The organism is Streptomyces sp. NPDC029041 (genome assembly GCF_040637515.1).
Lineage (GTDB): Bacteria > Actinomycetota > Actinomycetes > Streptomycetales > Streptomycetaceae > Streptomyces.
In genome coordinates, this window is the sequence record NZ_JBEZWO010000023.1 from 63,012 (window position 1) to 82,953 (window position 19,942).

The following is a 19,942-nucleotide window of genomic DNA, read 5'->3' on the forward strand; positions in this document are numbered from 1 at the left end:
AAATAAACTTCTGCGTCAGTTGGCATGATTTGTCCCCATCAGGTGCACTAGAGAGGAAAGCATCCACTTCATCAAAGGAGATGGTGCAATGACTGCCACAGAGAAGGTCACCAAGGACCTGACGGGCATCCGCAGTGCCGACATCGAAGCCGCGCTCGACCCGGCAGAAACCGACGGCATCTACCGCGACAGCCGCGAGTGCGCCGCACTTGCGCTGTTCAAGGGCGGATACGGCCTGCTTCTGTCGCCGCCCACCCCGCGCCCCAAGAAGGGCTAGTGGACCGTCAGGAGTAGACGATGGAGCAGTCAGGCACTTCGTCCCTCTTGCAGGGCGCGGTGCAGGACCTCGCTTCCGGTGTGGTCTCCGCTCTTCGGAGCGGAGACCACACGCGTGCGGCCGCCCCCGAGCGGTCCCACCCGGAGGCGCAGGACCTCGCCCTCGCGGCCGTCCGTGTGCTGGGAGCCGACGCGTTGCTGCCGAGCACCCTCCAGCGCACCCCGCCCCTGCCCGACGAACTCGCCCTATTCCGCAAGGCCGTGGAGGCCTACCCGCCCGGAGACGACGCCGCGCCCACCGTCCGGTGGAGCCACTGGGCCATGCGGCACACCCTGCGGCGGCTCGACCCGGGCCACGCCGACCCCTCGCACGAGGAGCCCGACGCCGCCTGGCTCGAGGGCGCGACCTGGCAGCACCTGACACACCAGCTCGCGGTGCTGGCCCCCCTCGCCGTGCCGGGGGAGGACTGCGCGGTGATCCGCGCGGCACGGCAGCGTCCGGTCGACGTCGCCCGGGGCTTCGTGCGGGCGGTACGCCGCAGGGACTGGCGGCAGGCGGCCGGCGCCGGACGCTGGCTGACCCTGCTGGACGGCGTACCGCAGACGCTGGGACTCGACAACGGCCTGGACTTCGTGGAGCTGATGGGCGGTCAGGACCCGCTGGTGGCTCTGCAGGTGAGCGCGGCACGGCTGACGCGGACGGGAGCGTTCGTGTGAGGGACGCGCGGGGGGCACGGCAGGTGGCCGAGGACGCGCTGGCATGGGTGTCGGCGCACCGCGCGCAGTTCGCGCTGGGCGAGGACGCGCTGGCCGCCGACGGACAGGTGAACCGCAGCTGGAAGCCGCTCGGGGAACTGGCCCAGGTGTGCGCGACCGTGTGCCGGCACACCGCGCCGCCGGATCCGCTCCACGCACGCGCGGCCGACCTGATGGCGTTCGCGTGGCAGGAGACCGGCCGGGGCGAGCTCTTCCTGCGCCTGCATCGGCTGGAGCCCTTCGCCACCTACCCCCTGGAGGTGTACGCCGCCATGGCCGCGGCGGGCCTGCGGCACGCAGGCTACGAGGAGGCCGCCGCCACGGTGGCCCGCACCCGCAGCTGGCAGCTCACCGAGCAGGAGCCCACCCGGCGGCTCGGCGTCCTGAACGCCGAAGCCCGCAGCGGCATCCGGCAGTCCGACACGATGCCGCAGGCGCTGCGGCGCACCTGGCTGGCCGGGCTGCCCGAGCCCTGGACCTTCGAGCAGTCCTCCGGCTACTCCCTCACCCACGTGGTCTTCCACCTCACCGACTGGGGACGTGCCGGACCCGCGGGGCTTCCGCCCGACCTCGCCGGCTACCTGGCCGACTGGCTGCCCCCCTGGCTCGACACCTGTCTGGACGCCGGGATGTGGGACCTCGGCTGCGAGCTGCTGGCCGTGGCGGCGAGCCTGCCCCTGCTGCCCGAAGGTGCCGTCCTCGACGACGCCTGGGCGCGCATCGCAGCGGTACAGCACCCCCTCGGCGCGGTCCCGGAGCAGGGAGGCGGTGCGGACCACGACGGCGACCCGGACTTCCTCTCCCACTACCACCCCACCCTCATGGCGGCCTTCGCGGCGACCCTGACCCTGGGGCGGCTCGGCGACGGAGCCGGTGCGGCCCCACCCCATCCGCCCGGCGGACAAGGAGTGCTGGGATGACCGACACCCGCTTGATCCACAACGTCGGAGTGGGCGCCCTGGAATGGCTGTGGGCCCACCGTGACGGATTCGAGCTGGAACCCGACGTCGACCCCGAGATCGGCTTCCTGGAGCGCTTCAAACCCATCGGCGAACTGGCCATGATCTGCAAGGTGCTGTTCCGCGAAGGCGTCGCCGGGTCGCGCCAGGCGCAGCTGGCCAGGCAACTCATCGATCACACCTGGCGTGAGACGCTGGACGGCGGCCGCATGCTGGTGCGCGGTCAGCTCACCGAGCCCATCTCCCCCATCCCCTTCGAGGTGTACCTGCCCTTCAAGGAACTCGGCTACAGCCAGCCGGAGGTGGAGCGGGCAGCCGCCCTGAACCACCGGATCGACAGCTGGGCGGCTTTCGAGGCGACCCCCACCCGGCGGCTCGGCCTGTCGGCGTTCCAGCGCCGGTTCGGATTCCGGCCCCGGCCGCCGGAGTCCGAGGTGAGGGACACGACCTGGCTGGCCCGCACCCCCGAGCCCTGGACGGTGGAGGGGCACATCGCCTACGACGTCACGCACAACGTGTTCCACCTGACCGACTGGGGAGAGAGGCCGGACGGCCTGCCGCCCGCCACCGCCGACTACCTCGCGACCTGGCTGCCGGTCTGGATCGACGACTGGCTGGACCTGGAACGCTGGGACCTGCTCGGCGAACTGCTGGTGGTCGACGCCTGCCTGCCCCGTCCGACCCTGGACGAGCGGGCCTGGGAAGGCTTCGCCAAGGCTCAGCAGCCCGACGGCGCCATGCCCGCCCTGCGCACGATGCCCGAGGGCCCGCCGGACGAGGTGTTCGACATCGTCTACCATCCCACCCTGGTCGCCGCCTACGCCTCCGTGCTGGCCACATCGCGGTCCATGTCCCTGCTGGCGCACGCGACATGACGTCCCGTCGACCCACACCCTGGCCGGGTGGACCGCTCGACGACACCGAGTACGCGGCGGACGAGTCGCCGGCCGTACACCACGCGCCGGCCACCGATGGCGGCCCGCAGGCCGCACGCGGCACGCCCGCGGACCGGGCCGCCGCCCCTGACGACATGCCGCCGGACGAGCCCCGGCACATGCGCGCCGCGCTCATGACCGCCGGGCCCGACCCGCGCGTGCCGCCGTCGGAACCTCCCCCCGGCGACGGCCCGGTCCTCGAGCGGCTCGCCGACGCCGTCACCGCGTCCGACGCCCCGCAGGTGGTGTTCGCCCTCTCCCGGCACGGGCGCCGCAGCGTCGTGAGCGGCGGCACCGCCCCGGCCCCGCCGCTCGCCGTCGAGAACCTGCGCTACGAGATCGGCTCGGCGACGAAGACCTTCACCGGGCTGCTGCTGGCCCGGCTGATCGACAGCGGCGAGCTGACCGGCGGCGAACCGGCCGCCGCCCTCCTGGACGGGGGACGGCCGACCGGCGCACACCCGGTGACGCTCGCCCACCTGATCACCCACACCTCCGGACTGCCCGCCCTGCCGGCCGGGTTCTTCCTGCGGGGCCTGCCCGCCTGGACCACCAACCCGTACGCCCGCTTCCCGCAGGACCGGGTCGTGGACGCCTTCCTGCGCCACCGGCCGCGCCACCGCCCCGGCACCCGGTGGCGGTACTCCAACTTCGGCGTCGCCGTGCTCGGACACGCACTCGCCGCCGCGACCGGCACCTCCTGGGAGGACCTGCTCACCCGGCAGCTCCTGCGCCCCCTCGGTCTGGACGGCACGACCCTGCGCGCGGACGACTCCGGTCTCGACGCCCCCGGGCACGGAAGGAACGGCGTGTCATCCGTGCCGGCCTTCGAGGCCGGGGGCTTCCAGGCAGCGGGTGCCGTACGGGCCACGCCGCACGACCTGCTCACCTTCCTCGAGGCCCATCTGGACCCGGCAGGCGTGTCACCGCACCTCGTCCCCGCCCTGCGGGCAGTGCGCCGCCCCGTTCTGCGCAGGGGCATCGGGCACCGGCACGTCCACACCATCGCCTGGTTCCGTCACCCGACGGGCGGCGGACCGATGTACTTCCACAGCGGCGCGACCCTCGGCCACCAGGCGTTCCTGGGATTTCGCGCCGACACCGGCACGGCCCTGGCCGCGGTGTGCACCCGCCGGTTCCGCGCCCACGACCCGTTCGTGGCCACCGCGTACGCGCTGCTGGCACAGGAGTAGCGGGCCCCACCCGGCGCGGGCGGTACGTTCCACGCCGGCGCCGGACAGTCCTGACCTCTTGTCACACCCGCAGCCACAGGGCCGGGGTGCGGGTGGGCGCCCAGGCGCCCTGGGCCTGGTGGGTCTGCAGGCACCGGTAGCGCACCCCGGCGTGCAGCACGGTGGCCCCGGCTTCGTAGACGCGCCCCGCTGCCCACGCCTGCGTGACGTTGCCCTGCGGAGGCGCCGACGGGACGGCGGCGGTCTTCAGGGTGAGGCCGTAGTCGCTGAGCAGCGCATTGATCGGCTGGTAGAACGTGGTGCCCCCGCTGCTGCAGTCACCCGTACCGCCGGAGGTCACGCCCTGCGCCTGGACGCCCGCGACGAAGGGCCCGCCGGAATCGCCCGGCTCGGCGCACACCGTCGTCCGGGTCAGCCCGTCCACCCTGCCCTGGGCGTAGCTGACGCTGGTGTCGTGCTGCTGGATGCTGCCGCAGTGCCACCCGGTGGTGGAACCGGAGCGGCAGACGGCGGCCCCGACGAGCGCCTGGACCGACCCGGTGATCTGCACCTTCTGGTCGCCCTCGGCTCGGACGTTCGCGGTCGTGCTCCACCGGTCGTCGACGGCCACCCACGACATGTCCTTGCCGGGGAACGTGGAGGCCTGGAAGGTGCCCTGCGCCGTCCTGTCGAAGCCGGTCGTCGTGTCGCCCTTCTTGCCGCAGTGGCCCGCCGAGGCGAAACCCTGCTGCGTGCCCTTCGTGACGGAGAAGCCGATCGAACACCGGGCGGCGTCGTTGATGTAATAGGCGTCGCCGCCGGTGATGTCCGCCAGGAGGCGTGGCCGGATCGCCGTCACCTTGACGGCGACGCCCTTGGCGTCGAGGCCCGCCGCCTTGATGAACGCGGCGGCCGCGGCCCTGGTCCGAGCCTCCACGGTGACCCGGTTCGCGGGAACGTCGACGTACCACAGGGGCGTGTCGTGGGTGCCGACGCGAGCCGCCGCCCCGTCCAGCTTCCGCTTCGCGGCCACCAGGTCGCGCAGCGGCTTCTTCACGACGGCCGCCGTGGCGCCCTGCGCCTTGATGGCGGGCACGTCCGCGGCCTTGGTGGTCGCCACCACGAGCTCCTGCGAGGTCGCGCCGCGCAGCCAGGCCCCCGCGAAACGGTTCCCCAGCGCATTGCGCAGCAGCCCTGCCCGGGTACCGGCCTCCGCCTCGTTGATCAGCCGCCGGGAGGCCTGAGCCCGGGTCAGCCCGAGGTCACGCTCGAGGGCGCGCAGCAGCGCAGCCGACGGCCGGTCGGCGCCGAGGGTCTGGGCGGTCGAGGGCAGCGGGCCCGCGGGGGGTGCCGGCTCGGCCGCCACGGCGGAGGGCAACCCGGTGGCGAGCAGCGCGCCGAGTGCGGTCAGGGCCGCCCGGCGGCCGGGCACGGCGTGTCTGTGGGCCATGTCGATGTGTCTCCTTCGATCGCGGTGAACCTGCCGGCGAGGCCGTGTGCCTTGCCGGAGCGGCCCGGAGTGATGTCCTGGGGTGCTCCGGTTCGCGCTGTGGCGCCCGGAAGGGCGCCATGTGCGGTACTGCGGACACCCGGCGTGTCACGCGGACTTCAGGCCGGGCGAACCCACCTCCGTGACGAAGGAGGCGGTCGTCGAGATGGTGCCCCCGGGCGTGTTGACGGCCGAGACGGTCCGGAAGTCGACCCGGGCGTTCTCACGGCCCAGCTCGACCCGCACGTAGCCGCGCCGGCCGTCGTAGTGCTTCATATGGGGGTTGGCCTTCATGTACGTGTCCCAGTTGTCCGGCTTGCTGGTTCCGTTCCCGCCGCTGGCGATGGAGGTGCAGGTGAACTCCGTGCCCAGCGTCCTGGACTGCGGGTCGTCGAAGTCGTCCTTGATGTCGAAGGCGTAGCCGACGTGGACATCGCCCGTGAGGACCATCCAGTTGTCGATGCCCGCGGCTTTCGCGCCCGCCATGACCCGGCCGCGGGAGGCCCGGTAGCCGTCCCAGGCGTCCATGGAGACCCGGGCCGGCTCGGTCAGGTCGAACTTGCGCTGGGAGAAGCACACCTGTTGGGGCATCACGTTCCACAGCGCGCCGGAGTCGCGCCAGCCGTCCAGGAGCCACCGCTCCTGAGCGGCGCCCGTGAGCGTGCGGGCCGGATCGTCCGACTCGCTGCCCGGCGCGTGCGGCCGGTCGCCGTAGGCCTGGTCCGAGCGGTACTGGCGGGTGTCGAGGATGTCGAACTGGGCGAGGGAACCCCACGCCAGCCGGCGGTACAAGCGGGCATCGGGGCCCTGCGGCAACTGCTCGGCACGCAGCGGCTGGTTCTCCCAGTAGGCCCGGTAGGCGGCGGCGCGCCGCACCAGGAACTGCTCCTGGGCGCTGCCGCTCTCGTCGTGTTCGCCCGCGTAGTTGTTCTCCGTCTCGTGGTCGTCCCAGGTGACGAGGAAGGGGTGCCGGGCGTGCGCGGCGAGCAGGTCCGGGTCACTCTTGTAGAGCGCGTAGCGCAGCCGGTAGTCCGCAAGGGTGGTCGTCTCGCGGTTGAACACGTCGGGCAGTTTGCGGTCGGTGTAGCGGCGGGCCCCGCCGGTGGAGTCCACCGGGTACTCGTACAGGTAGTCGCCCAGGTGGAACACCAGGTCGACGTCCTCCTGCGCCAGATGCCGGAACGCCGTGTAATAGCCGTCCTGGTAGGCCTGGCAGGCAACGGCGGCCAGCCGCATGCCCGTGGTGTCCGTGCCCGGGGCCGGCGCCGTGCGGGTCCGGCCGACAGGGCTGATCCAGCTGCCCACCCGGAACCGGTAGTAGTAATGGCTGTCCGGCATCAGGCCCTTGACGTCGACGTGCACGCTGTGGGCGTACTCGGGGTGAGCCGTGGCGGTGCCCTGCTGCACGCCGATCGCGAACCACTCGTCCAGGGCCACCTCCCAGTCGACCACGACCCGCTGCGACCCCAGTCCGCCGTCCTCGGCGAACGGTGCGGGGGCCAGCCGGGTCCAGATCAGTACCGAGTCGGGCAGGGGGTCGCCGGAGGCCACACCCAGGGTGAACGGGTCGTCGGACACCCGGGCGGCGTCGAGTTCGGAAGCGGCGGAGGCGCCGTGGGCCGGCCGGTTGGTGGCGAAGGCGAGCATCGCCGCCGCAGCGGTGACCGTCAGGAACCGGCGGCGGGCGACGTGCGGCGCGGCGGTGCGCAGTACGTCGTCGTGCGGGGAGAAAGCATGCTCGGACGCTGCTCTTCGACGGCCCGTCAGCGCCATCTGGTGTCCTCTCGTACGGGGCGGTTGCGCTCCCGTGCGGATGCGTGGGGACATCGTCGGCGTGCGGAGCGCGGAGCTCGCATGCTAAGCAGACAAAATGCCCTGAACGGGCACGACGTGCGGGGGGTTCACACCACAGGCGGTACACCGGCCGCCCGGTGCGCGTGGCGGCTGTCGACTGGCGGACGCCGCGCCGGTGAACGCGCGCGGCATGAAAGGGCGTCAAGTGGCCCGACCGGCCCGCGGCTCACGGAGGGATCACGTGCAGGCGTTTGCCCTCCTGTTCCCGGCGGTCGCGGACTGGACCTGGTGTGAATGGAAGGCTCTACGGTGGCTGGATCACCGCGGAGGTGCGGGGGCCGTTCAAGGGCGCCCCGGGCACCCGGCTGTGGTGAGGGGGAGGGGCGTCGCCCTCACCGTCGCTTTCGCCGGGTAGCCGCAAGCTCTCGTGCTCCTCCTCGGGTGCGGTCGAAGAACGCGTCAGCCGCCCCGAAGAGCGACCGCCAGCGTGAGTTCAAGGACCCGGTGTGGCGATGCGAGATCCGGAAAGAGCTCCCGCAGCTGCGACATCCGGTACCGGACCGTCTGGGGATGGACGAACAACGCCGCCGCCACCTCCTCCCGCCTCCCCTGGTGCAGCAGCCACGCCCGCAACGTCTCCTCCAGCCGTCGTGCGGTCGCGTCAGGCAGGGTCCGCAACGGTGCGAGGGCTCGGGCACGCAGGTCTGCGTGGGCGTCCACGTCGGCGCTCAGCACCAGCTCGGGCAGGTGGTCCTCGGTGTCGCGGATATCGGAGGAGAGGGAGCGGGCGCGTACGGCTCGTGCGTACGAGGCGGACGCTCGAGTCCAGGGCCGGGCCGGGCCGACCACGGCGGTGCGGTCGGTCAGTTGCCGCAAGAGATGTGATCGGTCCGCGTCGGGGACGAGCAGCACCCCGGTGGCGTCCGGCAGATCGTCGAGGACGAGGGTGCTCGGGTCGAGCGCGCGGTAGGCGGGCCGGGCCTGGGCGGCGGGCAGCAGGACCACGGTCAGCGAAACCGGAGGCTGCCACCCGGCCCGTTGAGCAGAGGCCAGCAGCACGTCCGGGCTCGCGCCGGCGAGGAGGTCGCGGGCCAGGTGTTCCAGGTGGCGCTCGTGGGCCCTGCCCTGGGCGGCCAGTTCGTCGGCGTGGCCCGCGGCGCTCGCGGCGGACAGCTCGTCGATGTAGGCGAAGGTCAGTTCGGCGAACTTGGCCACCTCGGCGGCGGGCAGACCTGCGGGTACGGCACCGGCTGCCAGGCAGCGCCAGGCGACCCGGGCGCCGACGCGGTAGGCGCTGAGCAGGGCGTCCATCGAACGGCCGTCGCGCACCTCGCCCCGGCCCAGCTCGTAGGCCGCGTCACCGGCGTCGCCGCCTGTGGCGTTCCCGCTCGCGAGGTCCAGGTAGTGCCCCAGGGCGGTGCGGACGGCTCGGCGGATGGTGCCGCCCATGTGGCCCGAGAGGGCGTTGGCGTAGGGAGGGACCTCGTCGATGATCGCCTGGACGACCTCGTCGGCGGTGGTCTTCAGCGCGGCCCGAAGTGCCGTGACCGTCGTCTCATCCAGGGCCAGTTCGCTGGCCCTCCGGGTTGCATGGCTCACGTTTTTGTTCCCTGCGAACAATTCAGTTGCCCAGATTTACGTCCTGCGGTCAGGACTTTACGCCCTGAGGCACAGCAATCTGGAGTCATGACGAGCACAGCCCTCCGCAGCAGGGCATGGAAGCTGCTGGAGATGGTCACGACGCCGCTGCTGCCGTCGGACTACCTCGACCTGGTCAGCCCGCTGCGTGCGGGCGCTGACCTGCGTGGGCGCATCGAGGCCGTGCACCCCGAGACGGGTGACGCGGCGACTGTCGTGATCAGGCCGGGACGGGGCTGGCGCGGCCACACGGCCGGTCAGTACGTGCGGATCGGGGTCGACGTCGACGGGGTGCGCCTGTGGCGTGCCTACTCGGTCACATCGCCGACCCACCGCCAGGACGGACGCATCACGATCACCGTGAAGGCGATCCCGGACGGCAAGGTCAGCAATCACCTGGTCCGCAGGGCGAAGCCGGGCACGCTGATCCAGCTCGACCAGGCGACCGGTGACTTCGTACTGCCGCAGGCCAGGCCCGCCAAGGTGCTCTACCTGACGGCCGGCAGCGGCATCACGCCCGTGATGGGCATGCTGCGCGACACCGCGTTCGACGACGCCGTCATGGTCCACTGCGCGCCACAGCCGCACGACGTGATCTTCCGCAGCGAACTGCACGACCTGGTCGCGGACGGCAGGCTGCGGCTCACCGAGGTGCACACCGACACGGACGGCATGCTCGACATCGCCCGTCTCGACGAACTCGTGCCCGACTGGGCCGAGCGCGAGACCTGGGCGTGCGGGCCCGCGGGCCTGCTCGACGCCGCCGAGAAGCACTGGGCCGGGCACGGCGTCGGGGAGCGCCTGCACACCGAACGCTTCCGGCCCACCGTCGTCGCCACGGGCGACGGCGGTGAGGTCACGTTCCGCGCCACCGGCAAGACCGTCGACGCGGACGGCGCCACGCCGTTGCTGGACGTCGGCGAGGAAGCCGGCGTGCTCATGCCCTCCGGGTGCCGCATGGGCATCTGCTTCGGCTGCGTCACACCGCTCAAGGCGGGCGCCGTCCGCGACCTGCGCACCGGCGAGATCACCGAGGCCGAGCCGGGCGTCCTCATCCAGACCTGCGTGTCCGCCGCCGCGGGCCCCTGCGACATCGAACGGTAGGAACACCTTGACCGCTATCGACCCCACCGCCCACCTGACCGCGGAGCAGATCGAGGAACTCGGCCGCGAGCTCGACGCGATCCGCGACGAGGTGATCGCCGGCCGTGGTGAGAAGGACGCCGCCTACATCCGCAAGGTGATCTCGGCGCAGCGCACGCTCGAACTGGTCAGCAGGGGCGTGCTGCTGTTCTCGTTCTTCCCGCCCGCGTGGGTGCTCGGCACCGCGGGTCTGTCCGTGGCGAAGATCATGGACAACATGGAGATCGGCCACAACATCCTCCACGGCCAGTGGGACTGGATGCGGGACCCGAAGATCCACTCCACCACCTGGGAGTGGGATCACGTCTCGCCGGCCGACCAGTGGAAGCACTCGCACAACGAGCTGCACCACACGTACACCAACGTGATCGGCAAGGACAACGACCTCGGCTACGGCATCATGCGCGTCGACGAGGACCAGAAGTGGCACCCGTTCCACCTCGGCCAGCCGCTGTGGAACTTCATCAACGCCTGCTTCTTCGAGTACGGCATCGCGGCGTACGACCTGGAACTGGGCAAGAACCTGCACAAGCGCCGCCGCAAGGACCCGGAGTTCCGCGCGCGGGCCAAGGCCGTGGGCCGCAAGATCCGCAAGCAGGTGCTCAAGGACTACGTGATCCACCCGCTGCTGTCGGGCCCCTCGTTCGTCCCCACGCTCGCCGCCACGTTCACCGCGAACCTGGTCCGCAACCTCTGGTCCCACTCGGTGATCATGTGCGGGCACTTCCCCGAGGGCGTGCAGGTCTTCGAGCGCCGGTCGATCAAGGGCGAGACGCGCGGCCAGTGGTACCTGCGCCAGATGATGGGCTCGGCGAACATCAGCGGCAGCAGGGCCATGCACTTCATGACCGGCAACCTGTCGCACCAGATCGAGCACCACCTCTTCCCGGATCTGCCGAGCAACCGGTATGCCGAGGTCGCGGTGAAGGTGCGCGCACTGTTCGAGAAGTACGAGCTGGAGTACGTCACCGGGCCGTTGCCCAAGCAGGTGTTCTCCGCGTGGCGCAAGGTCTTCCGGCTCTCGCTGCCGAACAAGAAGCCCAAGGTCAGGACCCCGGAACGCGAGCAGGAGCTTGTCGCGGCCTGATATCCTCCGTTACTCCAGGCGGCGGTCGACGATGGGGGCGCGGTGAGCGTGCCGGCCCCCGGCGGGGCTTCCAGGCCGGGCGAGCTGGTCCTCCTCGGCGGTCCTCACCGACTGCCCCCTGTGACGCGCCACGAGCCGCCCATGTCGCAGCGGACATGGGGCGCGTCGACGCCTCGACGATCAGACACCCCTTCTCCGGCCGGGCGCTCAGCGGGCCCGCTGGGCGGCGGCTCCGGCCGCGGCGGGCTCCCGTGCCGGGAGGTGGTAGACGTGGAAGGCCCGCCCGATGACAGGCTGGGCGACGTTGCGCACCCGCACGCCGCCGCTCGTCATGCCGTGTTCGGTGCCGGCGTGCGCGTGCCCGTGCACCGCGAGGTCCGCGCCGGCGGTGTCGATCGCCTCGGCGAGCAGATAGCTCCCCAGGAACGGGTAGATCTCCAGCGGCTCGCCCGCCAGGGTGTCCGGAACGGGGGAGTAGTGGGTCAGGGCGATCCGCGCGTCACAGCCGTCCCGGGCCAGTTGTTCCAGGGCGGTCCGCAGACCGTCGGCGCACCGGCGTGAGTGCTGGACGAACTCCTTCATCACCGGCTCGCCGAACTCCCCGGCGCACCGGCCCACGAAGCCGCCCCCGAACCCCTTGGTCCCGGCGACGCCGATCCGCGCCCCGCCGCTCTCCACGACCGTGCTGTGCCCTTCCAGCACCTGCGCGCCGGCGTCCCGGAGGATGGCCGTGACCTCGTCGGGGCGGCCGTCGTGATGGTCGTGATTGCCGAGGACGGCGACGACCGGAACGGCAAGGTCCTGGACCTCCCGAGCCACCACCCGCATCTCCTCGGGCGTGCCGTGCCGGGTCAGGTCCCCGGCCAGCAGCAGGAGGTCGGCGCACTCGGGCAGGGTCTCGAAGGCGGGGCGGAGCACGCCCTGACTGTCGGGCCCCATGTGGATGTCTCCGACGGCTGCGACGCGGATCATGAGAGTTCCTCCGCGTGGTCGGGGGAGGAGGCCTCGGTGACCACGAGGTCGCTGTGCACGGGGAACCCCGCGAGCTCCTCGTGGACGGTGCGCACGATCTCGTCGCGGCAGGGCGCGGAGGGCACGGTGCCGGTGAGCAGAACCGTCCGGCCGCGGGCCTCGACCCGTACGCCCAGTTCCCCGAGCTCGCCGGAGGCGAGGCGGTCCTGCAGGTGGGCGATGCGGTAGTCCAGGTTCTCCGCCGGCGGCCCGCCGCCCGTGTCCTGGGAACCGTGGGTGCTCATGGGTGCTCCTTCAGATGACGTTCAGGCGTTCCAGGAGGAAGAAGAAGGCCGCCGGCATGGGTTCGTCCCCGCACTCGCGCCGGACCTTCTCCCAGTCGACCTTCTCCCGCAGGGCACGTGCGATGGGCAGCGCCGCCCCGAAGTCGCAGTGGTGCTCCGAGAACGCGGCGGTCAGACTCCACAGCAGATCGGTCGGAGCCAGCACGGGCATGCGCACCGAGTCGACCGACAGCTCCTGCGCCCGCTCCAGCATGTCCGCGCCGACCGGCCGGTGCGCCAGCTCGAAGATGATGTCGACCGGCTGCCCGAAGCACGTGGCCTTGATCAGCCAGTCCTCCGGCGGGGTGTACACCGTCAGCCCGGCCTCGTGGAGCGTGGCCGCCACGGCTTCGGCGTCCTCGGGACGGATCGCGAAGTCGACGTCGTGCTGCAGGTTCTTCTCGCCGCCGTGGGCGTACGCGGCCACACTCCCGGCCAGCGCGAACAGGTGCCCCTTGCGCTTCAGCAGGGCGCCGACCTGTTTGGCCGCCTCCAGAAGCGCCTGGTTGCGGTCCTGGGGAAGTTCCTGCAGCGGCTGGTCCGCTTGCGGATCCTGTGGTGGCGCGGGCTCGGCACCGTCCGGTGCCGTCCGGAGGTCGGGGATCCCCGGTCGCCGGACGAGCGTCGCGTCATCACCGTTCTGCGTCATGACCACTCCTTCGCCGAACCGGACACTCCGCCCTCGTGCGGTGTCCGGACCCGGACGGCCTGTGTGCCTGCATTGAGTACCCGGTGCTCCCGGCCCGACACGGACGGCTTCCACGCTCCTTCATCCGGTCGGCCGTCCCGGCGGGCCCCGGCACTCCGGCCGAACAAGACAAGCGCATAACCTGACAAAAGCGGAATATGAGGCATAGAGCTGGGAAGCCGGATCACGCCGCAGACAACGCGCTTGTGGAGGTCGACATGAACCAGGAGACATCACGTTCGTCGGATCTTCCGCAGCCGCTGCGGGCCGTCGCCTCGGGCCTCCGGCACGTGCCGGGCGCGGAGCAGGTGGGCAAGGCGGCCACGGGCGCGCTGGACGTGATCGGCGCCGTCTCACCGCGCGGCCGCCGGATGGCCGTCTACGCCGGCGCCGGAGTGCTCGGTGTGACCGGACTGGTGGAGTGGCCGGTGGCGGTGACCGGAGCCGCCGTCGCCTGGCTGACCCGGCCGCGGCCCGAGCAGCACACCGACGGCGCGTCACCGAACGGCGGAACACGGACCGGCAGCAGCGGAGACAAACGCTCCGCCCGGACCGGTGAGGACGACGAGGACACCTCCGCGTACGGCCCCGGCGGCAGGCTCGCCTCCTCCCACTACCGGCACGACCGGCCGGAACCGCACGTCCACGAACAGCCCGCCAAGGTCGGCGACACCGCCACCGCCTCCGCCCTGAAGCAGGTCGCCGAGGCGACCGCGCACCACGGCGACGAGCACCCCCACGGAAACGCACACGACAGCCGCCCCGCCGGCTGAGTCGGGACAGCAGCAGATGCTCACACGCTTCGACGTCACCCCACTCGTCGGGGCCGTGGCCGGTGCGGCCGCAGGCGCCGCACGCAGCACCGCCCAGTCGGTGACGTCCGTCTACGACACCACCCGCCGCGTCCGCAACGTCGCGCGCAACGCCCTGACCGGCGGACAGCACTGGAAGGCGGGGCAGCGCCTCCACCTCGCGCTGCGGCACTCCGAGGGTGACGCCGCAGCGCTCGCCCACCGCGTCGCCGAGGAACTCGTCGAGCACCCGGACGTCCTCACGGCGTACTGGGACGGGGGACTGGGCCGCCTGGTGGTCACCGTGGCCGAGGACGCCGCCACCGACCGCGTCACCGAGCGGGCCACCGCCCTCGCCACCCGTCTGGGCCTGGCCGAAGGCGTCGACCCGAACCTCCGGGACACCAGCCACCCCGGCGACCCCGCCGAGGTGCGCGTCACCGCGGCGGCGATCCTGCTGGACGCCGCCGGAGCGGCCGGCGCCCTGGCCGGCCGGTCCCTGCGGCTGCCGCCCACCTCGCGGGTCGTCACCGCCACGGTCACACTGCTGCGCGAGAACCCCCGCTTCCGCGCCCTGCTCCGGCAGCGGTTCGGCACGTCCGGCATGGAACTCCTCCTCGCCGCCGCGAACGCCGCCGTCCACGGCATCGGCCAGACCCCGCTGGCCCTCGTGCTCGACGGCATCCTGCGCGGCAACCAGCTCACGGAGGCGGTGGCCAGGGCCGCGGCCTTCGAGGCACTGCACGACGACGTCTGCCACCACCGGCGCACCAGCGTGACCTGTCCCGCGGACGCCCGGCCGCCGCTGAAGGTGACGCCCGCCGCCGAGTACGCCTCCCACGCCAGCACGGGCAGCATCGCCGGCGCCGTCGCCACCCTCCTCGTCACCCACAGCGCCAGGGACGCGGCCGAAGCGGTCCTCGCCGGATCCCCCAAGGCGGCCCGCTACGGGCCGGCCGCCTTCGGCGCGACGCTCGGCACCTTCCTCGCCCACTCCGGGATCCTGTTGCGCAACGGAGAGCGCCTGCGGCAGCTGGAGATCGCCGACGCCCTCGTCCTGCACGCCGACGCCCTGCGCAGCCTGCGGCAGGACGACACCGACGACGGCCTGCCCGACGACCCCGTCCACCCCTTCGCCGAGGCCGTCCTGGACGCCGCCCGCCGGGCCGGACTGCACGTCGTGATCGCAGGCGGCTCCGACCTGAAGGACATCACCCGGCTCGCCGACGAGGTCGCCCCGAGCGCCGAGCCGTTCGGAGACGTCGTACGGGCCCTGCAAGGCGAGGGGCGCGTGGTCGTGACCGTCGCCCGTCTGCACGAGTCCGGCGACGGGCACCTCGCGGCCGGACTGCCCGCCGGTGACGTGGCCATCGCCCTCACCGACGGACGGGCAGCCGTCTCCTGGGGCGTCGACGTGCTGGCCCCCAGGGGTCTCACCGACGTGTGGCGGCTGCTCACGGCGATCCCCGCGGCCCGGCGAGTCGGACGCCGGTCGCAGACCCTGGCCCGCGCCGGCGCGGCCCTGTCCGGGCTCCTGGTCGCCCGCGGCGGGCAGCCCCCGGGCCGTCGCCTCCAGTGGCCCCTCACCCGGCACGCCCCCGTCAACATGGCCGCCGCGGGCGCCCTGATCACCGGCTCGCTCGAAGCCGTCCGCGTCGCCCGCGCCACCCCGCCCCCGCCCCGGCTGCACATCCCCTGGCACGCCCTGGAACCCCACGAGGTCCGTGACCGGCTGGGGCGCGCCGACCGCGACGGCGAGCCCCGCGGACTGACCCTGGTCGCCGACCGCTCTCGGCAGCAGGCCGTACGTCTGACCCGGCACCCGGCACTCGCTCCCGCCCGCTGGACGTGGCAGGCGGCCGGTGCCGTGCGCCGCGAACTCGACGACCCGCTCACCCCCGTCCTCGCCACGGGCGCCGTCGCCTCGGCGCTGCTCGGCTCGGTCGTCGACGCGCTGCTCGTCGTCGGCGCCATGGACCTGAACGCCGTGACCGGCGGACTCCAGCGGCTGCGCGCCGAACAGGCCCTGGCCCGGCTCGCCGCCCGGCAGCAGCCCAAGGCCCGCAAGCAGGACAGCCGCACACGCACGGTCACCGTCGACGCCGCCCGGCTGCGGCCCGGCGACGAGATCAGCCTCGGCGCCGGCGACGTCGTACCCGCCGACGCCCGGCTGCTGGACGTCGACGGCCTGGAGGTCGACGAGTCGGCGCTCACCGGCGAATCCCTGCCGGTGACCAAGACCGTCGAGGCCACCCCCGGCCTCCCCGTGACCCAGCGCACCTGCATGGTCTTCGAGGGCACCACCGTCGTCGCCGGACGGGCCACCGCCCTTGTCGTGGACACCGGAGACCAGACCGAGGCGGGCCGGGCCGTCACCCTCGCCGCCCGTACCCCGCCGCCCGCCGGCGTCCAGGCCCGGCTCCAGGAACTGACCCGCAAGGCCCTGCCGGTGACCTTCACCGGCGGCGCCGCGGTGACCGGACTGTCCCTGCTGCGCGGCAGCCCCGTCCGACGCGCCGTCAGCGGCGGTGTCGCCGTCGCCGTCGCCGCCGTCCCCGAAGGCCTTCCGCTCGTCGCCACCGTCGCGCAGATGGCGGCGGCACGCCGGCTCTCCCGACGCGGCGTCCTGGTCCGCACCCCGCGCACCCTGGAGGCGCTCGGCCGGGTCGACACCGTCTGCTTCGACAAGACCGGCACGCTCACCGAGAACAGACTGCGCCTGGTCCGCGTCGCCACCGCCGACGGCACCGTCCTCGCCACGGACGACGAGCGGGCCGAGCCGATCGTGCGGCTGGCCGCGCGCGCCTGCCCCCCGGAGGAGACGGGGCAGGGCCGGCGCGTCGCGCACGCCACCGACGAGGCCGTCCTCGACGTGGCCCCGCCCGACCAGGGCTGGGCCCCCACCGGTGAACTGCCCTTCGAGACCCGCCGCGGCTACGCCGCCGCGGTCGGCCGCGACGGCGACCCGGACATGGGTGAAGTCCTCGTCGTCAAGGGCGCCCCCGAGACCATCCTGCCCGCCTGCCGGGACCTGCCCGGCCACGCCTCGGACACCGCCCACGCGCTCGCCGGGCAAGGACTGCGCGTCCTCGCCGTAGCCCGCCGCGACTGCCGGGCCGACGACGCCGAGGCCGAACTCGACGCGCCGCTCGCGGACCTGGAGTTCAGCGGCTTCATCGCCCTCGCCGACGTCCCGCGCGACACCTCGCACGCCCTGCTCGCGGAACTGCGCCGCTCCGGCATCCTGCCCGTCATGCTCACCGGCGACCACCCGGAGACCGCCCGCGCCATCGCCCTGCAGCTGGGCTGGCCGGAGGAGACCGAGGCGGTGACCGGCGACGAACTCGTCGCCATGGAACGCCGCGAACGCGTACGGGTCCTGCGCGGCGCGGGCGTCGTCGCCCGGGTGGCGCCCGAGCAGAAGCTGCACGTCGTCGAGGCCCTGCAACAGGCCGGACGGGTCGTGGCGATGGCCGGAGACGGCGCCAACGACGCCGCCGCCATCCGCGCGGCCGACGTCGGCGTCGGCGTCGAGTCGCGCGGCTCGGCGGCCGCCCGCAACGCCGCCGACCTCGTGCTCACCACCGGCGACCTGTCCGTCCTCGTGGACGCGGTCACCGAAGGCCGTGCCCTGTGGCGCAGCGTCGCCGACGCGGTGAGCATCCTCATCGGCGGCAACGCCGGCGAGGTCGGCTTCAGCGTCCTGGGCACCCTGCTCGCCGGTGCCTCGCCCCTGTCGACCCGTCAGCTGCTGCTGGTCAACCTGCTCACCGACATGTTCCCGGCCATGGCCGTGGCCGTCACCCCGAGCAGCGACCCCTCGACCGCCGAACACGCGGCGACCGGCCCGATGGGCCTCGACGTCCTCGGCGCGCCCCTGCTGCGCTCCATCCGCCGCCGCGGCATCACCACCTGCTTCGGCGCCGTCGCGGCGTACCTCATCGGCCGCCTCACCCCCGGCACCGAACGCCGGTCCACCACCATGGCCCTGTGCGGTGTCGTCGGCGCCCAGCTCGTGCAGACCCTCTCCGGGCGGCGCCACAGCACGCTGGTGTGGGTCACGGCCCTCGGCTCCGCCGCCGTCCTCGCCGCCCTTGTCCAGACCCCCGGTGTCAGCCACTTCTTCGGCTGCACCCCGCTCGGGCCCGTGGCGTGGGCCGGCGTCGCCCTGGCCATCGCCCTGTCGGCCCTGGCCCCCCGCCTCGAGCGGCTCCAAGCCGTCCACGCCCTCTACGACGCCGCGGCCCGGCTCGCCCTGCGTCTCGACGACCTGAGCCGCCAGGCCCGGCACCTCTTCCGGAGCGGGATCGCCGCCCCGGTGGCGTCGTAGGGCGCAGCGGGGCAGCCGCAGGGCAGACACGAAAGGAGGCCGCCCCCACGAGTTGTGGGGACGGCCTCCTCATCTGCGGTCAGACCTCGCCGCGCCAGGCGCCGGTCTCCGTCCCGCGCGCCTCCATGAACTGCTTGAAGCGCTTCAGGTCACCGGAGACCTGCCGCTTCACGAAGCCCAGCTTGTCGCCGACGTTCTCGGCCAGGCCACTGGGGTCGAAGTCCATCTGCAGCATGACCTTCGTGGTGTCGTCCTGGATGCGGTGGAACGTCACCACACCGGCCTGCCGCGCCTCGCCGCCCACGGTGGTCCAGGCGACCCGCTCGTCCGGGACCTGCTCGGTGATCTCCGCGTCGAACTCCCGCGCCTGTCCGCCGACCTTCGTCACCCAGTGCGTGAGGGTGTCGGTGCGCTGCTCGATGCGCTCGACGCCGTCCATGAACTCGGGGAAGGACTCGAACTGCGTCCACTGGTTGTACGCGGTGTGCACCGGCACGCGGACCTCGATGGATTCCTCTACCTGCGACAAGGCGAAACCTCCCTCTCTCGTGTGTGAGCGACGGACGGGTACCAGTTCTCGCGCCGCTCACTCCTCGTCATCACAAGTTGTCCGACCAGGTGTTTTTTCCGCCCCAGCTGGTACTCGGCCAGAAACTACGGACCGGGAGGTGATCGTCATGGCGGACACGCACCGCACGGCCCCCGCCGCTCCCCGCACAGGGAGCGCGGCGGCCGGGGAGGAGCCTGTGGGCGAGCTGGTGCAACGGGCCACCGAGAGCTGACCGACCTGGTGCGCGGCGAAATGCGCCTCGCCCGGGCGGAGATGACCGAGAAGGGCAAACGCTTCGGCAAGGGCGGCGGATTGTTCGGCGGAGCCGGCGTGCTCGGCTTCGTCACTCTCCAGGCCCTGGTCGCCACGGCGATCGCCGCCCTGGCCGTTCCGCTGCCGGTGTGGGCGGCGGCGCTGATCGTCACGGGCGTCCTGGCCGTCGCCACGGGCCTGACGGCGCTGGCCGGCCGCAAGGAGATGCGCAGCGCCACTCCGCCCGCCCCGCAGCAGACCATCGACAGCGTGAAGGCCGACGTGGCCGAGATCAAGGAGAGTGCACAGCGATGACCCAGCCTCCGCACGACGAGCCGACCGCCCGCAGCCAGGAGGAACTGCGCGAGCAGGTCGAGAACACCCGCCACGAACTGGGCGACACCGTCCAGGCCCTGGCGGACCGGGCCGACGTCAAGACCCGGGCCCGTGAGAAGGCCGCCGCAGTCAGGGACCAGGCCGGCGTCAAGGCCGAGGCATGGGGCGGGCAGGCCAGGACCAAGGCCGCGCACCTGGCCCACACCGTGGAGGAGAAGCTGCCCGAGCCGGTCAAGCAGAAGGGCGCCGCCGCTGCTCAGAGCGCCAAGGAGAAGGCCGCACAGGCCGAGCAGGTCTGGCAGGACAAGGCCCCGCAGCAGGTGCGCGACCACCGTGCCGCCCTGCTGGCGGGCGCCGGTGCCGTCCTCGTGGCCTGCCTGCTGATCCGCCGCCGCGGAAACCGCTGAGCCGCGGCCGCACCCCGGGCCCCCGCACCGCGCGCGGTGCGGGC

General features: G+C 72.8%; 17 protein-coding genes and 1 pseudogene. 11 read left to right on the plus strand and 7 right to left on the minus strand.

Annotation, left to right across the window (positions count from 1 at the left end):
- Positions 1-88 precede the first annotated feature (88 nt).
- The 5 genes from AB0F04_RS36440 (at position 89) to AB0F04_RS36460 (ending at position 4,119) form a co-directional block, all read left to right on the plus strand.
- Positions 89-277 (plus strand): hypothetical protein, encoded by a 189-nt coding sequence (locus AB0F04_RS36440; protein WP_362050280.1) that lies wholly within the window; start codon positions 89-91, stop codon positions 275-277.
- A 20-nt stretch (positions 278-297) separates the two neighbouring features.
- Positions 298-993: a hypothetical protein gene (locus AB0F04_RS36445; protein ID WP_362050283.1), complete on the plus strand. Its 696-nt coding sequence runs from the start codon at positions 298-300 to the stop codon at positions 991-993.
- A complete protein-coding gene (locus AB0F04_RS36450; protein WP_362050286.1) occupies positions 990-1,952 on the plus strand; it encodes a hypothetical protein in 963 nt (320 codons plus the stop codon). Before AB0F04_RS36445 ends, AB0F04_RS36450 begins: the two co-directional genes overlap by 4 nt.
- Positions 1,949-2,866: a hypothetical protein gene (locus tag AB0F04_RS36455; protein ID WP_362050289.1), complete on the plus strand. Its 918-nt coding sequence runs from the start codon at positions 1,949-1,951 to the stop codon at positions 2,864-2,866. The genes AB0F04_RS36450 and AB0F04_RS36455 overlap by 4 nt, the downstream gene beginning before the upstream one ends.
- Positions 2,867-3,060: 194 nt before the next feature.
- Positions 3,061-4,119: a serine hydrolase domain-containing protein gene (locus tag AB0F04_RS36460; RefSeq protein WP_362050336.1), complete on the plus strand. Its 1,059-nt coding sequence runs from the start codon at positions 3,061-3,063 to the stop codon at positions 4,117-4,119.
- Positions 4,120-4,180: 61 nt separating this feature from the next.
- Here the strand turns inward: AB0F04_RS36460 and AB0F04_RS36465 are convergent, their stop codons facing one another.
- The 3 genes from AB0F04_RS36465 to AB0F04_RS36475 form a co-directional block, all read right to left on the minus strand.
- On the minus strand, positions 4,181-5,548 hold the full coding sequence (locus AB0F04_RS36465; RefSeq protein WP_362050292.1) for a carbohydrate-binding protein: 1,368 nt from the start codon (positions 5,546-5,548) through the stop codon (positions 4,181-4,183).
- A 147-nt stretch (positions 5,549-5,695) separates the two neighbouring features.
- Positions 5,696-7,360, minus strand: a complete 1,665-nt coding sequence (locus AB0F04_RS36470; protein WP_362050295.1) for an alkaline phosphatase D family protein — start codon at positions 7,358-7,360, stop codon at positions 5,696-5,698.
- Between the two features lie 480 nt (positions 7,361-7,840).
- On the minus strand, positions 7,841-8,980 hold the full coding sequence (locus AB0F04_RS36475; RefSeq protein WP_362050297.1) for a helix-turn-helix domain-containing protein: 1,140 nt from the start codon (positions 8,978-8,980) through the stop codon (positions 7,841-7,843).
- Positions 8,981-9,067: 87 nt separating this feature from the next.
- Here AB0F04_RS36475 and AB0F04_RS36480 point away from each other — a divergent pair, with 87 nt between their 5' ends.
- Positions 9,068-10,123, plus strand: coding sequence for a ferredoxin reductase (locus tag AB0F04_RS36480; protein ID WP_362050300.1), 1,056 nt, complete (start codon positions 9,068-9,070; stop codon positions 10,121-10,123).
- 7 nt (positions 10,124-10,130) lie between these two features.
- Positions 10,131-11,249, plus strand: coding sequence for an acyl-CoA desaturase (locus tag AB0F04_RS36485; protein WP_362050303.1), 1,119 nt, complete (start codon positions 10,131-10,133; stop codon positions 11,247-11,249).
- A 207-nt stretch (positions 11,250-11,456) separates the two neighbouring features.
- Here the strand turns inward: AB0F04_RS36485 and AB0F04_RS36490 are convergent, their stop codons facing one another.
- Genes AB0F04_RS36490 through AB0F04_RS36500 form a run of 3 tightly spaced genes read right to left on the minus strand, consistent with a single transcriptional unit; the run spans position 11,457 to position 13,193 of the window.
- Positions 11,457-12,221: a metallophosphoesterase gene (locus AB0F04_RS36490; RefSeq protein WP_362050306.1), complete on the minus strand. Its 765-nt coding sequence runs from the start codon at positions 12,219-12,221 to the stop codon at positions 11,457-11,459.
- Positions 12,218-12,505: a BON domain-containing protein gene (locus AB0F04_RS36495; protein ID WP_053669473.1), complete on the minus strand. Its 288-nt coding sequence runs from the start codon at positions 12,503-12,505 to the stop codon at positions 12,218-12,220. Before AB0F04_RS36495 ends, AB0F04_RS36490 begins: the two co-directional genes overlap by 4 nt.
- Before the next feature lie 10 nt (positions 12,506-12,515).
- Positions 12,516-13,193 (minus strand): nucleotidyltransferase family protein, encoded by a 678-nt coding sequence (locus AB0F04_RS36500; RefSeq protein WP_362050310.1) that lies wholly within the window; start codon positions 13,191-13,193, stop codon positions 12,516-12,518.
- A 257-nt stretch (positions 13,194-13,450) separates the two neighbouring features.
- Here AB0F04_RS36500 and AB0F04_RS36505 point away from each other — a divergent pair, with 257 nt between their 5' ends.
- Both AB0F04_RS36505 and AB0F04_RS36510 read left to right on the plus strand, forming a co-directional pair.
- Entirely contained in the window at positions 13,451-14,005 is a 555-nt protein-coding gene (locus AB0F04_RS36505) for a hypothetical protein (protein WP_362050313.1), read from the plus strand.
- A 16-nt stretch (positions 14,006-14,021) separates the two neighbouring features.
- Positions 14,022-18,353, plus strand: coding sequence for a cation-translocating P-type ATPase (locus AB0F04_RS36510; protein ID WP_362050316.1), 4,332 nt, complete (start codon positions 14,022-14,024; stop codon positions 18,351-18,353).
- Positions 18,354-18,432: 79 nt separating this feature from the next.
- Here AB0F04_RS36510 and AB0F04_RS36515 read toward each other — a convergent pair whose 3' ends face one another.
- The gene (locus AB0F04_RS36515) at positions 18,433-18,882 is read right to left on the minus strand and encodes an SRPBCC family protein (RefSeq protein WP_362050319.1); all 450 of its coding nucleotides are present in this window, start codon (positions 18,880-18,882) and stop codon (positions 18,433-18,435) included.
- Positions 18,883-19,030: 148 nt separating this feature from the next.
- Between AB0F04_RS36515 and AB0F04_RS36520 the strand changes: the two are divergent.
- Positions 19,031-19,470 (plus strand): annotated as a pseudogene (locus AB0F04_RS36520) (phage holin family protein).
- Entirely contained in the window at positions 19,467-19,898 is a 432-nt protein-coding gene (locus AB0F04_RS36525; RefSeq protein ID WP_362050322.1) for a DUF3618 domain-containing protein, read from the plus strand. Before AB0F04_RS36520 ends, AB0F04_RS36525 begins: the two are co-directional and overlap by 4 nt.
- Positions 19,899-19,942 lie beyond the last annotated feature (44 nt).

Coding starts and splice junctions, on each gene's coding strand:
- AB0F04_RS36440 (WP_362050280.1), top strand. CDS start 89: ATGACTGCCACAGAGAAGGTCACCAAGGACCTGACGGGCATCCGCAGT.
- AB0F04_RS36445 (WP_362050283.1), top strand. CDS start 298: ATGGAGCAGTCAGGCACTTCGTCCCTCTTGCAGGGCGCGGTGCAGGAC.
- AB0F04_RS36455 (WP_362050289.1), top strand. CDS start 1,949: ATGACCGACACCCGCTTGATCCACAACGTCGGAGTGGGCGCCCTGGAA.
- AB0F04_RS36460 (WP_362050336.1), top strand. CDS start 3,061: ATGACCGCCGGGCCCGACCCGCGCGTGCCGCCGTCGGAACCTCCCCCC.
- AB0F04_RS36465 (WP_362050292.1), bottom strand. CDS start 5,548: ATGGCCCACAGACACGCCGTGCCCGGCCGCCGGGCGGCCCTGACCGCA.
- AB0F04_RS36470 (WP_362050295.1), bottom strand. CDS start 7,360: ATGGCGCTGACGGGCCGTCGAAGAGCAGCGTCCGAGCATGCTTTCTCC.
- AB0F04_RS36480 (WP_362050300.1), top strand. CDS start 9,068: ATGACGAGCACAGCCCTCCGCAGCAGGGCATGGAAGCTGCTGGAGATG.
- AB0F04_RS36490 (WP_362050306.1), bottom strand. CDS start 12,221: ATGATCCGCGTCGCAGCCGTCGGAGACATCCACATGGGGCCCGACAGT.
- AB0F04_RS36495 (WP_053669473.1), bottom strand. CDS start 12,505: ATGAGCACCCACGGTTCCCAGGACACGGGCGGCGGGCCGCCGGCGGAG.
- AB0F04_RS36500 (WP_362050310.1), bottom strand. CDS start 13,193: ATGACGCAGAACGGTGATGACGCGACGCTCGTCCGGCGACCGGGGATC.
- AB0F04_RS36505 (WP_362050313.1), top strand. CDS start 13,451: ATGAACCAGGAGACATCACGTTCGTCGGATCTTCCGCAGCCGCTGCGG.
- AB0F04_RS36510 (WP_362050316.1), top strand. CDS start 14,022: ATGCTCACACGCTTCGACGTCACCCCACTCGTCGGGGCCGTGGCCGGT.
- AB0F04_RS36525 (WP_362050322.1), top strand. CDS start 19,467: ATGACCCAGCCTCCGCACGACGAGCCGACCGCCCGCAGCCAGGAGGAA.